Origin of the sequence: Desulfovibrio desulfuricans DSM 642, from assembly GCF_000420465.1 — a bacterium.
Lineage (GTDB): Bacteria > Desulfobacterota > Desulfovibrionia > Desulfovibrionales > Desulfovibrionaceae > Desulfovibrio > Desulfovibrio desulfuricans.
In genome coordinates this window covers 399,568-413,610 of sequence record NZ_ATUZ01000011.1, presented here as the reverse complement: position 1 = coordinate 413,610, position 14,043 = coordinate 399,568, and the positions used below count along the sequence as shown (strand labels likewise).

Annotated in this window: 15 protein-coding genes; all 15 read left to right on the top strand. The window is 58.7% G+C overall.

The window, feature by feature from the left end; all coding sequences use genetic code 11:
* Positions 1–2: 2 nt before the first annotated feature.
* The 15 genes from rsmD to ybgF all read left to right on the top strand — a co-directional run bounded on the left by rsmD (position 3) and on the right by ybgF (position 14,026).
* The gene (gene rsmD / locus G449_RS0103525; protein WP_022657928.1) at positions 3–554 is read left to right on the top strand and encodes a 16S rRNA (guanine(966)-N(2))-methyltransferase RsmD; all 552 of its coding nucleotides are present in this window, start codon (positions 3–5) and stop codon (positions 552–554) included.
* The gene (coaD, locus tag G449_RS0103520) at positions 533–1,090 is read left to right on the top strand and encodes a pantetheine-phosphate adenylyltransferase (RefSeq protein ID WP_411329692.1); all 558 of its coding nucleotides are present in this window, start codon (positions 533–535) and stop codon (positions 1,088–1,090) included. Before rsmD ends, coaD begins: the two co-directional genes overlap by 22 nt.
* Before the next feature lie 2 nt (positions 1,091–1,092).
* The gene (gene miaA, locus G449_RS0103515; protein ID WP_027180672.1) at positions 1,093–2,037 is read left to right on the top strand and encodes a tRNA (adenosine(37)-N6)-dimethylallyltransferase MiaA; all 945 of its coding nucleotides are present in this window, start codon (positions 1,093–1,095) and stop codon (positions 2,035–2,037) included.
* A gap of 86 nt (positions 2,038–2,123) precedes the next feature.
* Positions 2,124–2,813: a B3/B4 domain-containing protein gene (locus G449_RS0103510; RefSeq protein WP_022657925.1), complete on the top strand. Its 690-nt coding sequence runs from the start codon at positions 2,124–2,126 to the stop codon at positions 2,811–2,813.
* Between the two features lie 300 nt (positions 2,814–3,113).
* Positions 3,114–4,085 (top strand): nine-heme cytochrome c, encoded by a 972-nt coding sequence (locus G449_RS0103505; RefSeq protein WP_027180671.1) that lies wholly within the window; start codon positions 3,114–3,116, stop codon positions 4,083–4,085.
* 26 nt (positions 4,086–4,111) lie between these two features.
* Complete coding sequence (gene hmcB, locus G449_RS0103500) at positions 4,112–5,224, top strand: sulfate respiration complex iron-sulfur protein HmcB (RefSeq protein ID WP_022657924.1); 1,113 nt, start codon at positions 4,112–4,114, stop codon at positions 5,222–5,224.
* On the top strand, positions 5,225–6,439 hold the full coding sequence (hmcC, locus tag G449_RS0103495) for a sulfate respiration complex protein HmcC (RefSeq protein WP_022657923.1): 1,215 nt from the start codon (positions 5,225–5,227) through the stop codon (positions 6,437–6,439).
* Between the two features lie 23 nt (positions 6,440–6,462).
* Positions 6,463–6,612 carry a hypothetical protein gene (locus G449_RS18530; protein WP_022657922.1) on the top strand — a complete coding sequence of 50 codons (150 nt, stop codon included), beginning with the start codon at positions 6,463–6,465 and terminating at the stop codon, positions 6,610–6,612.
* A 456-nt stretch (positions 6,613–7,068) separates the two neighbouring features.
* Positions 7,069–7,482, top strand: a complete 414-nt coding sequence (gene rnk, locus G449_RS0103485) for a nucleoside diphosphate kinase regulator (protein ID WP_022657921.1) — start codon at positions 7,069–7,071, stop codon at positions 7,480–7,482.
* 73 nt (positions 7,483–7,555) lie between these two features.
* Positions 7,556–8,620 carry a lipid II:glycine glycyltransferase FemX gene (locus G449_RS0103480; RefSeq protein ID WP_022657920.1) on the top strand — a complete coding sequence of 355 codons (1,065 nt, stop codon included), beginning with the start codon at positions 7,556–7,558 and terminating at the stop codon, positions 8,618–8,620.
* A gap of 253 nt (positions 8,621–8,873) precedes the next feature.
* Entirely contained in the window at positions 8,874–9,125 is a 252-nt protein-coding gene (locus tag G449_RS0103475) for a HypC/HybG/HupF family hydrogenase formation chaperone (protein WP_022657919.1), read from the top strand.
* Between the two features lie 356 nt (positions 9,126–9,481).
* On the top strand, positions 9,482–12,298 hold the full coding sequence (gene ileS / locus G449_RS0103470; protein ID WP_022657918.1) for an isoleucine--tRNA ligase: 2,817 nt from the start codon (positions 9,482–9,484) through the stop codon (positions 12,296–12,298).
* Between the two features lie 5 nt (positions 12,299–12,303).
* On the top strand, positions 12,304–12,831 hold the full coding sequence (gene lspA, locus G449_RS0103465) for a signal peptidase II (protein WP_022657917.1): 528 nt from the start codon (positions 12,304–12,306) through the stop codon (positions 12,829–12,831).
* Positions 12,828–13,034, top strand: a complete 207-nt coding sequence (locus G449_RS0103460) for a PLDc N-terminal domain-containing protein (protein ID WP_022657916.1) — start codon at positions 12,828–12,830, stop codon at positions 13,032–13,034. The genes lspA and G449_RS0103460 overlap by 4 nt, the downstream gene beginning before the upstream one ends.
* Before the next feature lie 11 nt (positions 13,035–13,045).
* Complete coding sequence (ybgF, locus tag G449_RS0103455; protein ID WP_022657915.1) at positions 13,046–14,026, top strand: tol-pal system protein YbgF; 981 nt, start codon at positions 13,046–13,048, stop codon at positions 14,024–14,026.
* The last annotated feature ends 17 nt before the right edge of the window (positions 14,027–14,043 follow it).

Below are 14,043 nucleotides of genomic sequence, written 5' to 3'. Positions count from 1 at the left end.
TCATGCGGATTATTTCGGGGCGTCTTGGCGGACGCAACCTTAAGACTGTTGAAGGCGAGGGCTATCGCCCCGCCATGGGCAAAACGCGCGAGGCGCTTTTTTCCATGCTCGCCGCGCGCGGTATTGACTGGTACAGCGCAAGGGTGCTTGATCTCTTTGCGGGCAGCGGCAGCCTGGCCTTTGAGGCCATCAGCCGGGGGGCGGAACACGCCCTGCTGGTGGAGATGGCCCCCCAGGCCGTGCGCTGCCTCAAGGCCAACATCGCCGCCCTTGGGGTGGAGGACCAGACCCGCATTGTGAGCGACGATGTGCTGCGTGTGCTCAAAACTCCCCCGGCGGAACCGTATTCGCTTATTTTTATGGATCCGCCCTACCGCAAAAATCTTGCCGACCCGGCGTTCAGGCTGCTGGCCACGCGCCGCTGGCTTGCACCGGGGGCATTTGTAACGGCTGAAATTGAAAAAGACGCACGGGTAAACCTGCCCGCAGAATGGACTCTTGAGGCCGAGCGCCTGTTCGGTCAGACACGCATATGCATCTGGACACTGCCATGAGAATAGCACTCTACCCCGGCACTTTCGATCCGCTGACCAACGGGCACCTGAGCCTTATCCGGCGCGGCTGCGAAGTATTTGACCAAATTGTTGTGGCCGTGGCGGACAACACGCCCAAGTTCCCCCTGTTCAGCCATGAAGAACGGGTGGAAATGGCCCGGGAGGCGCTCAAGGATGAACCGCGCGCCGTGGTGGAGCCTTTCTCCGGCCTCACCGTGGAATACGCGGCCCAACGCGGGGCCTGCGCCCTGCTGCGCGGGCTGCGCGCCGCCTCGGACTTTGAGTACGAATTCCAGCTGGCGCTCATGAACCGCCGCCTGCAACGCCACATCCAGACGGTCTTTTTGATGACCGACTACCAGTGGCTGTTCATCAGCTCCACCATCGTCAAGGCTGCCGCCAGCCACGGCGCGGACATCAAGGGCCTTGTGCCTGAAAACGTGCGCACGGCCCTGATGGATAAATACCACAAAGGTGAAGTGCGTCAGGGTACGCCCTGTCTTGCTCCGCCTTTTGGCGGCTTCCGCGTCAAGTGATCATGACTGAAACGACTTCTGCGCCGTTGCCGGTTATCTGCCTGGCCGGACCTACCGGTTCGGGAAAAACGGCGGCGGCGCTTGCTCTGGCCGCTGCCCTTGACGGCGAGGTGGTCAACGCTGATTCGCGTCAGGTCTATGCCGATTTCCCCTTGATTACGGCCCAGCCCTCGGCGGAAGAACGCGCCTGCTGCCCGCACCACCTGTACGGTTTTTTGGCTACGGAAAACAAGATCAGCGCTGGCCGATGGGCAGAAGCCGCCGTGGACAAGGTGCGCGACATCCTTGCACGGGGCAAAACGCCCCTGCTGGTGGGCGGCACCGGGCTGTACTTTCAGGCCTTGCTGCGGGGCATGGCGGAAATTCCGCCCGTTGACCCGCAACTCACCGCTGCAATCACCGCCCGTGTGGACGCGCAGGGCGCGCCCGCCCTGCATGCAGAACTGGCGCAGGCCGACCCGGCCTATGCCGCCAAAATCCACCCCAACGACCGGCAGCGCATCATCCGCGCGCTGGAGGTCTGCCAAAGCACGGGACGGCCCTTTACGTGGTGGCACAGCAATTCCATGAGTACGCCGCTCTGCGTCGGCCCCCTGCTGACGCTGGACGCTACCCTTACATGGCTTGAGCCACGGCTGGCCCGCCGTCTTGACCTCATGCTTGCGGGTGGCGCGCTTGACGAGGCCCGCGCGGCCATGCGTCATTGCGCCGACCCCGCCGCGCCGGGCTGGTCGGGCATTGGCTGCGCCGAAGCGCTGGCGCACTTGCAGGGCCGTCTTTCTCTTGAGGACTGCCGTTCCCTCTGGCTGCGCAACACGCGGGCCTACGCCAAGCGGCAACTTACGTGGTTTCGCGCCCGGCCCGAGGCCCAATGGCTGCCCCCGGACGATCCCACCGCAGTGGTGAAGGCCGCCTGCCGCTTCTGGCAGGAGACGCGCAGCAGATAAAACGTCGGCATTGAAATGCGTTGCGGGGAGGCCCCGCCTGAAACCATTATTTCTGTTTCAAGTCATTGCAGGGAGTACCCGTAGTTATGCTCATGCCCGCCATTTCCATTGATCCGGAATTACGTTCGATCTGGCCTGATACGGCCCTTGGCTGTGTTTTCTGGTCTGCTCCTGTTCGGGCCGAGGAACCGCGGCTGTGGCAATTCTTCAACCAGAATGTTCTGCCCGGTTTGCGGCTGAGTCTTGAACGCACGGAACTTGCCGACATGCCGCAGATAGGCCCCTCGCGTCAGGCATTCAAGGCTTTTGGGCGCGATCCGGGCCGGGTACGCATTTCCTCCGAGGCGCTCTACCGCCGCGTGCGGCAGGGCAAGGATCTGTACCGCATAAACTCCGCAGTGGATGCCAACAATCTGGTTTCGCTTGAAACGGGCTTTTCGCTTGGCACCTACGATCTTGCCCGCCTGAGCGGCAACATTGTGCTGCGCGCGGGGCGAGAAGGCGAAGCCTATGCGGGCATTGGCAAGGACGAACTCGACCTCTGCCGCATGCCCCTTCTGGCGGATGATCAGGGCGCGTTCGGCTGCCCTTGCAGCGATTCCCGCCGGGCCATGATTGCCGAGGACGGGCCGGACACATCTTCGCCCCGGCGGCTGCTCACTGTTATTTATGGCTTTTCCGGCACCGGACACGTCTCTGATGCGCTGAACATTACGCAGAAACATCTTGAAGTGTTTGCAGGCGCACAGCTATTCGCCTCTTCTGTGCTCTGCTGAACGCCCTTGTTAGGCCAAAATCACACAATACGCATGTTTTTTCGCAAACAATCTGTGTTTTCCGTAGGTTGCGTGAACAATCAATAAAGCGCTCTTTTTAGCGAAAAATATCCCAAGCGCCCTGTTCCCAAGGCATAAGAAGCAATTACAACAACGGCCCCTCCTTGACGTGTCTTGCAGGCTGGGATACCGTTTCAATATCTGCGTGTTCGCCCCCGTAGGGATCGGGGGTACGGAGGAACCCGCTGCAATGTATGCGGCGGGCGTTGGGGTAATGTCTGATTGCAAAAGGACAAGCACATGAGGAACGGCACATCACTGCTTTTGCTGGCGGCTCTGGCCCTGGCGGGCGCGGCGTGTCTGACGGCGCTCGGAGCTGGAACGGCCACGGCCGCAGCTTTGGAGCCGACAGACAGCGGCGCGCCGTCGGCCATTGTCATGTTTCCGGTAAGCGCCAAGCCCAATCCCAAGGGCGCGGCCATGAAACCCGCTGTTTTCAATCATCTCGCTCATGAGAAAAAGATTGCAAACTGCGAAACATGCCACCACACCGGCGATCCTGTGGCCTGTAGCACCTGCCACACTACGGAAGGCAAGGCGGAAGGCAATTTCGTGACGCTTGACCGCGCCATGCATGCCACAAATATCGCCAAACGCGCCAAGGGCAACACCCCTGTGAGCTGCGTGAGCTGTCATGAACAGCAAACCAAAGAACGGCGCGAATGCGCGGGCTGCCACGCCATTGTGACGCCCAAGCGCGACCAGGCATGGTGCGCCACCTGCCACAATGTTACGTCTTCCATGACGCCGGAGCAGATGCAACAGGGCATCAAGGGCAAACTGCCCCCCGACCAGAACGAGGCCCTGGCCGCTGAAACCGTGCTGAACCACAAGCCCGTGCAGCCCCTTACTGCCATGCAGGGCCCCTACAAGGTGAGCATTGATGCGCTGGCCGACAAGTACGAGCCCAGCAACTTCACGCACCGCCGCCATATGGCCTCCCTTATGGAACGCATCAAGGGCGACAAGCTGGCCGAAGCTTTCCACAACAAACCCGAGACTCTGTGCGCCACATGCCACCACAGAAGCCCGCTTTCGGCTACGCCTCCCAAGTGCGGCAGTTGTCACACCAAGGAAATCGACCCCGCCAATCCCAACCGTCCCAACCTCAAGGCCGCCTATCACCTCCAGTGCATGGGTTGCCACCAGGGTATGAACGTGGGTCGTCCTAAGAACACCGACTGCACCACTTGTCATAAGGCCCGCCCGTAGGGCGCCAACTGCACGGAGAAACGCATATGAATCGCAGAAAATTCCTGGCCATCATGGGAAGCGCGGGCGTGATTTCGGCATTGGGCACTGCCAAGGTGGCCAATGCCGGGGTACACACCTTCCCCTATTATGCAGACAGCTACGGCGTGCTGCATGACACCACGCGCTGCATCGGCTGCCGCCGTTGCGAAGAAGCCTGCAACGCGGTGAACCACCTGCCCAAGCCCAAAAAACCCTTCACCGACCTTTCGGTGACTGCCACCAAGCGCCGCACTTCGGCCTATGAGTGGACAGTGGTTAACAAGTACAACGTCAACGGTAAGGACGTGTTCCGCAAGTTGCAGTGCTTCCACTGCAACGACCCGGCCTGCGCCTCGGCCTGTTTTGCCAAATGCTTCCAGAAGCAGCCTGACGGCAGCGTGACCTACGAAGGTTCACAGTGCGTGGGCTGCCGGTACTGCATGGTTGCCTGTCCCTTCTATGTGCCGGGCTTCCAGTACGATGAGGCGTTCGATCCCCTGGTGCAGAAGTGCACCTTCTGCGAACCCCGCCTCAAGGAAGGCAAGCTGCCCGGTTGCGTGGAAGCCTGCCCCATGGACGCCCTGACCTTTGGCCGCCGCAGCGACCTGATCAGGATTGCCCGCTCGCGCATCACTGAAAATCCCGGCAAGTACGTGAACTACGTTTACGGCGAACACGATGCCGGCGGTACCGCATGGATGGTGCTTTCTCCTGCCGTGGCTGCTCCTGCCGCCGCCAAGGACGCCAAAGCCCATGATGCCCACGCCGACACCAGTGAACTCAAGCAGCTTGGGCTCGACAAGCACCTGGGTACGCAGCCCATGGGCGAGTTGACCTACGGCGCTCTGGGTACCGTGCCCATGATCGTGGCCTTCTGGCCTGTGCTGTTTGGCGGTGCTTACGCCATGACCAAACGCCGCGACGCCATATTCAAGGCGGAGAAGGACGCACACGTCAAGGAGACCAAGGACGATCTGGCCGCAGCCGTTGACGCAGCCGTGCGCAAGATTGAGGAAACCCAGGGTCCGGGCGCTGCCGACACAGCCCGCCGCGCAATGACCGATGCCTTGAAGGCTCGGGAAGCGGCGTGCTGCAAGGAGCACGGGGAGGATAAATAAATGGCACACCACAGCATAGTTATTCCCACCAGGGACAAGCTGTTCAATATCAGCGAATTCCTGACGCCCACCCCTGGCAACATCATTTCCGCCATCATTCTGGCGGTGGGCCTTGTCATCACCGTTATCCGTTTTACCGTGGGCATCGGTTCCGTCACCAACCTCAGCGATGTGCAGCCTTGGGGCATGTGGATCGGCTTTGACCTTCTGTGCGGCGTGTGCCTTGCAGCCGGCGGCTATTTTACCACTGTCGCCTGCTACATCATGGGCATGAAGCACTTTCACTCGGCGGTGCGCCCGGCCATCACCACAGCCTTTCTGGGCTACACCTTCGTGGTTATCGCCCTGCTGTACGATCTGGGCCATCCGCTGCGTCTGCCCTTCATGTTCTTCTTCCCCGGCACCACGTCCGTCCTCTTTGAAGTGGGCCTGTGCGTGGCGACCTACGTTTCCGTGCTGCTCATCGAATTCTCGGTGGCCCCGCTGGAATGGCTGTCCTGCCGGTACCCCTGGCTCCTCAAGGTTCGCAAGATCGTGGTCAAGTGCACCATTCCGCTGACCATTTTTGGTGTGACCCTGTCCACCCTGCACCAATCCTCGCTGGGTTCGCTCTACCTGATCTCCCCCGGCAAGTTGTTTCCCCTGTGGTACTCGCCCTTCATGCCCATGTTCTTCTTTGTGAGCTCCATGGCCGCCGGCGCGTCCATGGTTATCTTTGAAGGCATGCTGGCCCACCGTGGCGTGCATCACTACATGGATAAAACCCACCTGCGCGAAGCTGACGACGTGACCTTCAGCTTTGCCCGCGCGGCCTCGTTCATTCTCTTTGCCTACTTCATGCTCAAGCTTATCGACCTGCTTGTGCAGGCCAACTTCCCCTACCTCTTCACGGGTTACGGGGTCTGGTGGCTGGTGGAAATGCTGGGCTTTGTGCTGATGCCCGCCCTGATCTACGCCAAGGGCGCGCGTGACCGCAATCTGACCCTGTGCCGCATTGGCGCGACCAACACGGTGCTGGGCATCGTGCTGAACCGCTTCAACGTTTCCATGATCGCCTTCAACTACAACTTGCCGTCGGCGGAACGCTACTTCCCCAGCATCTGGGAAATCTGCATCTCCATGTTTGTGGTGACCATGATTGTCACGGTCTACCGCTTTATCGTCTACAACATGCCGGTGCTGTACGAACACCCAGACTTCAAGGGCGAGCACTAAGCCGCGCGTAGGAGGAGAATCCCATGGAATTCAATACTTTCTATCAGTATTTTCTCTTCACGAAGAGCTGGGCTTATGTGATGATGTTTGTGGTACTGCCCCTTTATGTGCTGTACTGGAACTTCGTCCTGTTCCCCGAAAAGAAAGAACGTAACAACAACTCCAAGCACTAGCCTGCTCGGGGTACGGAATCACAAGGGCGGAACCGCAAGGCTCCGCCCTTGTTTTTTGCTCTGCTGGTTGCGGCACCCTCTGCCCGAAAAATTCATGCACACTATATTAATTGATAATTTTACACCTGGACCGAAGTTTTGCTTTTGTGCTTGCACATACGCAGGCCACCTGTTAGGGTAAACTGATACAAATCAGGCAATCGTTGCGGCAAGCTTTCCGTATAAAGGAAAGCTGCACTTTTTTCTGCATCCATACATTTTTTTTGATCAGGACAATACAATGCGTTTCTGCGTTTCTTTTGCAAAAAACATTTCCCGCGAAGTGACAAAGCTTCGCGGCTTTTTTGCAACCTGATAACGCCCGCATAACTACGATTCACAAAAAAGAGGGCGTACCGGTTACGCCCTCTTTTTTATGCAACATGCGCTGCTTTGCGCAGCACACTGGAGGAAAATATGCAAGAATATCCAAATATTACAATTACAACCAAGGACGCCGCGAGGCTGGAAACCCTGCTGGAGACCCTGCCCGCCGACGGATTCCCCGGGCGCAAGGCTCTGGAAGAAGAACTCTACCGCGCAAACGTTGTGGCCCCCGAAGAAGTGCCATCCTCAGTGGTGACCATGAACTCCACCGTGCGTTTTGCTATGCTGCCTTCTGGCACCGAGCGCCGCCTGAAGCTTGTGTACCCCGGCAAATCAGACGCCAGCGAGGATTCCATTTCCATTCTGGCGCCTGTGGGCAGCGCGCTGCTGGGGCTTGCCGAGGGTGATGAAATCCACTGGCCCAACCCTAACGGCGGAACCCTGCACCTCGTGGTGCAGGAAGTGGAAGACCAGCCGGAACGTGCCGGGCATTACGACATGTAAGCTCATTTCATCAGCCGTTGCCTGTTTTGTCAGCGACGGAAGCACCCTATCCCCACCTATGCGAGGAGGTATCATGGTGGACGTGATCGCCAAGGCGACTAGCGAACTGAATCCGACAGACATCCTGTTTCAGACCCCCTACTGGGCGCAGGTCAAATCGCATATGGGCATGGCCCCCATGGCTTTTGACATTCATTCTACAGAAACCTGGGGCGACGTGCTGGTGCTGATCAAAGACCATTGCGGGCACAAAATGGCTCTTGTGCCGCAGGGGCCGGAGTATGCGCCTTCAGAGGATTCATACGGGCAGTATCTGGAAGACCTTTCCGTTGCCCTGGCAGACCGGCTTGAGCCGGATGTGGCCTTTATCCGTTACGACCTGCCGTGGAAGTCCCTGTATGCGGACGAAATGCAGGAGCAGGGCTGGTGTGCCTTTCCTGAAGCGCGCATACGCGAAATGCGTATGAACATGGGCACCAGATTCTGGAACTTCAAAAAAACTTCCGCAGACATGACTGTAGCCAGTTCGCTGGTGGTGGATCTTGACGGCAGCGAAGACGACATCCTTGGCAGAATGAAGCCAAAAACCCGCTACAATATCGGCCTGGCCCGGCGCAAGGGCGTGACTGTGGAGATAGCGGACAGCAGCAACCTTGCTGATTTTTACGGCCTGTACGAACAGACAGCCAGAAGAAACGGCTTTGCCCCATGCAGCAGCAAGCAGTTTTCGGCCATGTTCCGATGCAATTTCGGCGCAAAGGATGAAGCAGATATTGTATTTTTACTAGCCCGGCACGGGCGTGATCTCCTCTCCGGCGCCATAATCGGCATTTCAGGGCAGCACGCCAACTTTCTGTACGGGGCATCGGGCAACACCAAGCGCAACTACATGGCATCCAGTCTTATGCACTGGAAAGGCATGCGTATTGCGCGGCAACTTGGCTGCCGCAGTTACGAAATGGGCGCTGTTTCACCCACGCCTGACGCCACTCACCCCTTCAACGGTTTGCACCGCTTCAAGGTCGGCTTTGGCGGCCGCATCGAACTGCGAAGCGGCTCGTGGGACTATCCACTTAATCAGGGGGCGTACCGCGCCATACAGAATGCCGAAGCCATGTACAGAGAACTTGGAGCATGAAGGGAACGGTACCGTGCATCACGGTCATAAGGCCCACTCCATACACGGACGGCATTGGCAGGGGCAGCGTAACGGGCAATAGCAATGGATGCTGAACAGCTCTGAATTGTTCTGTCCGTTGCGTTCCCTGCCGCCACTTGTTCAAGGCACCTTGCGTGAAGCTTGCCGCGCTGATAAGCTGAAAACCTGCGGGACAGTCGCGGCCTTGCAGCCGGGCATTCAGTGATTATCTGCCTTCCAAGAGGTACCAAATATGTGTCTTGCCATACCAGCTAGAATTGAAGAACTTCAGGGAGAGGGCATGGCCCGCGTACGCGTGGGCGAAAGCTCCACTTTTCTCACCGCCTCCATCATGCTGCTGCCCGAAGAACCCAAGGTCGGCGATTATGTGATTGTGCACGCCGGTTTTGCCCTGCACACCATGACGCCGCAAGAAGCTGAAGACAGCCTCTCGGCGCTACGCGAACTGGCCCAGGCCATGGATGGAGCACCGGCCAACTTTTGACGGCCTACCCCACATAATTGTGCTGTAATTGCGGCGGAACACGTTGAAAATCCCGGGCGTTTCACTCCTGCGCGCAACGCGTCTGAAACGCCCTTTTTGTTGGTGCTCCAGAGTATGATCCAGCCATTTTGTTCATCAAAAGGCGCATTTTGCAAGGCGGGTTGTCATGCAGCTACACAATATCAGTGCGATCTGCCAAACTTTTTCATGCCCAGCCTGCGCACTTGCAGGCTACGTCAGCAGGCACACGGTGCCCTGCTCTCCTTGACTTTGCCCCGCTCTTTGCCCACAGTAGAGCGATTTTTTCACCGTACTATATTGCCAAGTCCTTGAGTTGAACTGTGCCGGGAGCCAGCATGAGCGATTATAAGAAAACATTGAACCTGCCTCAGACCGCCTTTCCCATGAAAGCCAACCTGGCCCAGCGTGAGCCGGAAACCCTGAAAAAATGGGATGCCATCAACAGCTACGAAGCAATGGTTGAAGCTTCCGGCAGCAAGGGAACCTACGTGCTGCACGACGGCCCGCCCTATGCCAACGGCCACATTCACATGGGCACTGCCCTGAACAAGATTCTCAAGGACATTATTGTTAAATCGCGCAACATGGCTGGTTTTGCCTCGCGCTATGTGCCGGGCTGGGACTGTCACGGCCTGCCCATTGAGCACAAGGTTGAGCAGGAACTGAAAGAAAAGAAAAAGACCCTGCCCGCCCATGTGGTGCGCAAGCTCTGCCGCGATTACGCCTCCAAGTGGATCGACGTGCAGCGCAAGGAATTTCGTCGTCTCGGCGTGCTCGGCAACTGGGAAGATCCCTACATGAGCATGAGGCCCACCTACGAGGCCGCCACCGCCCGCGAGCTTGCCAATTTTGTGGAAACGGGCGGCGTCATGCGCTCCAAAAAGCCCATCTACTGGTGCTGCTCTTGCCACACGGCCCTTGCAGAGGCAGAGGTGGAATACTACGACCACACGTCCCCTTCCATCTTTGTGCGCTTTCCCTTGCAGGACGATGGCCTGAAAAAGGTCTTCTCCGCTGCGGATCCCGCCCATGCCTTTGTGGTCATCTGGACCACCACCCCCTGGACGCTGCCGGACAACATGGCCGTGTGCCTGCACCCCGAGTTCACCTATGTTCTCGTGGAAGTGGACGGCGCGCAGTATGTGCTGGCCGAAGAACTGCTCGCCTCCTGCGCGGAGCAGTTCGGCTGGAGCGAACCCAAAATTCTTGGCCGCGCCACCGGCGAACAGCTTGAGGGCCTCAAGGCACGCCACCCATTCTACGACCGCGTGTCGCCCATCATTCTGGGCCAGCACGTCACCCTTGAAGCTGGCACGGGCTGCGTACACACCGCCCCCGGCCATGGCCGCGAAGACTACGAAGTGGGCCTCAAATACGGCCTCGAAGTCTATTCGCCCATGGACGACGCCGGGTGCTTTTTGCCCACCGTGCAATTTTTTGCCGGGTTGAATGTTTTTGAAGCCAACCCCAAGGTCATTGAAAAACTTGAAGAAGTCGGCGCATTGCTGCGTCAGGCCAAAATCAAGCACTCCTACCCGCACTGCTGGCGCTGCAAGCAACCGGTTATTTTCCGCGCAACCACCCAGTGGTTCATCAGCATGGAAAAGAACGACCTGCGCGGCCGCGCGCTCAAGGCCATTGACGAGCAGGTGCGCTGGATCCCCGCCTGGGGCCGCGAACGCATCCACAACATGATCGAATTCCGGCCTGACTGGTGCATCTCGCGCCAGCGCCAATGGGGCGTGCCCATCATGGCCCTGCTCTGCGAAGACTGCGGCGAAGCCTGGAATGATCCCAACTGGATGCGCGATCTTTGCGACCGCTTTGCCAAGCACCCCACCGGTTGCGATTACTGGTACGAGGCCGAACTTTCGGAAATCGTGCCGGAAGGCCTTGCCTGCCCGCACTGCGGCGGCAACCACTGGAAGCGCGAAACCGACATTCTTGACGTGTGGTTCGACTCCGGCACCAGCTTTGCCGCGGTGCTTGAGCAGCGCCCGGAGCTTGCCTACCCCGCCGATCTGTATCTGGAAGGTTCGGATCAGCACCGTGGCTGGTTCCACAGCTCGCTGCTGGTCAGCGAAGGTACGCGTCAGCGCGCGCCCTACAAGGCTGTGCTCACCCACGGCTATGTGGTGGACGGCGAAGGCCGCAAGATGTCCAAATCCATTGGCAACACCATTGCGCCGCAAGAACTCATTGAAAAGTTCGGCGCAGAAATCGTGCGCCTGTGGGTTTCTTCGGTGGAATACCGCGAAGACATCCGCATTTCTGACGAAATCCTTGGCCGCCTTGTGGATGCCTACCGCCGCATCCGCAATACCTGCCGCTTTATCCTGGGCAATCTTGAAGGCTTCGGCAAGGATGATCTGCTGCCGCTGAACGAGCTGCTGCCCCTCGACCGATTTGCCATTGACGCAGCAGCCCGCGTACATGATCGTGTGCAGCAGGCATATATGGATTTTGACTTCCACAAGGTCTACCACACCCTGCACAACTACTGCGTGACCGACCTTTCGTCCATGTATCTGGACGTGCTGAAAGACCGACTCTACGCCTCCGGCCCCGCCAGTGCGGAACGCCGCTCGGCCCAAACAGCCCTGTGGCATATCCTTGGATTGCTGCTGCGCGACATGGCCCCCGTGCTCTCCTTCACCGCGGAAGAAATCTTTGCGCATCTGCCCGAAGGCCTGCGCGGCGCGGAACCCACGGTATTTGCCCTTCAGCCCATTGAATCTGCCCCCCTTCTGCTTGACGAAGGCACGCGTGATGACTGGAACATGCTCGCCGCCGTGCGCGGGGCCGTGACCAAGGCTATTGAACCCATGCGGCGCGATGGCGTCATCGGCCACTCGCTTGACACCCGCGTGACCCTCTTTGTGGCAGACGAACTGCGCCAGCGCCTTGAAGGCCTGAACACTGACCTGCGCGCCTTCTGCATTGTTTCGCAAATCGCCATGCAGCCACTTGAAAGCGCACCGCAAGGCGCATACTGCGATGAAGAAATCGCCGGGCTTGCCATCGGCGTGGAAAAAGCTCACGGCGAAAAATGCGAACGCTGCTGGATTTACAGCACGGAACTTGGCACCGACGCAGGCCATCCCACGCTCTGCCCCCGTTGCACAGCCGTTATCAAGGCCATGGAAGCGTAACAGGAATGCCAAGGCGTTATCGCATACTCGGCATAGCGGCCATTGTCGCCCTTGTTCTCGATCAGGTGAGCAAGTGGGCTGTCATGCAGTTCATACCCGAGCACAGGCCCATCACGGTTATTGCCGGGCTGTTTGATCTGGTCAATATCCGCAATCGTGGCGCGGCGTTTGGCTTTTTGAACCGGTCAGACATTGAGTGGCAGTTCTGGCTTTTTCTCGCTGCCACGCTTGTGGCTGTGTGGGCCATTGTCATGCTGGTGCGCAGCTCGGATGAAGACCCCTGGCTGTTCACGGCCCTTGGGCTTGTGATGGGCGGCGCGCTTGGCAATCTTGTTGACCGTGTGCGCTTTCGCGCCGTGGTGGACTTTCTGGATGTCTATTGGGGCGACTGGCACTGGCCTGCCTTTAACGTGGCTGATTCGGCCATATTTGTTGGTGCGGTGCTGGCCTGCCTGATTCTCTGGCGCAAGCCCCAGGCTGCCGCCAGCGACAAAGGCGGCAAACCAACCCCTGACAAGGGAGGAACCGCATGATTTTTCATTGGTGGCATGTGCTTGTGGTAATGTTCCCCATGATCCCGACACTGTGGAGCATTCTGCACATATGGGGACACGAGTTTGAAACCCCACAGCAGCGCGCCCTGTGGCTTGTGCTGGTAGTTTTTCTGCCATGTGTGGGGGGAATCATCTATATTTTCACCGGACGAAAAAAAGTTCTGGGAAAAGTGCAAAATTGAAAGAGGGGACTATGCGCACACTCCGTACTATGTACATCCTGACTCTGGCTTGCGCGGCGCTGCCTTTGAGCGGCTGCATGGGCGGCAGCACCAGCAGCGGCAGCGGCAGCATTTCACTGGAACAGCAGGTGCAGCAGCAAGACGTGCAGTTGCGACAGTTGCAGCCGGCTCAGGCTGATGCCTGGAACCAGATTCAGACCCTGCGGCAGGAAGTCAATGCCCTTAAGGGCCAGATTGACGACCTGCAAAACGCAGGCGGCGCCAAAGCCCTGGTGGGCCGTGTGAGAACGCACGATGAGGCTCTGCGTCAGGTGGAGCGCAGCATGGCGCTGAACCTGAACCTTGGCGACCCCATGACCAGCGGCGGTGGTTCTGCTCCCGTTGCCCAGGCAGCGCCACAGGCGGCTCCTGCTTTCAGTCAGCCCGGCTATGGGCAGCCTTCCTACGGGCAGGCAGCGGCAGGCGGCATGGCCGCTGGTTCCGTGGGGTACGCTGCGGCTTCCGCCGCTGGCGACCAGGGCGCGGCAACACAGCACCAGCCCGTCATCAATCCCAGTTCCAGCACCTGGGGCCAGCCCAGCCCCCAGCCCGAACCGCAGGTTCAGGCTCCCCAAAAGGACATTTCGCTCGCGCTTTTTGACGCTGGCGTTAACGCCTACCAGTCCCGCAAGTACGATGAGGCGCAGCGTTCTTTCAATGACTTTCTGAAAAATTACAAAGACCACAGCCAGGCTCCCGAGGCCCAGTACTATCTGGCCGAGTGCTATTTCCAGCGCAACCAGTTTGCGGATGCGGCCCTGGCATATGATGCTGTTATCAAAAAGTATCCTTCTTCTTCCAGCGCGCCTGGCGCGTACCTCAAGCAGGGTATCAGCTTCAGCAAGCTCAATCAGTCTGCGGCTGCCAAAGCCCGCCTGGAAGAGCTGATCAAGAAATATCCCAACTCGCCTGAAGCTGCGCGGGCCAAGACGTTTCTGAAGACCAACAAGTAAGTATCCCGGCTCCGCCG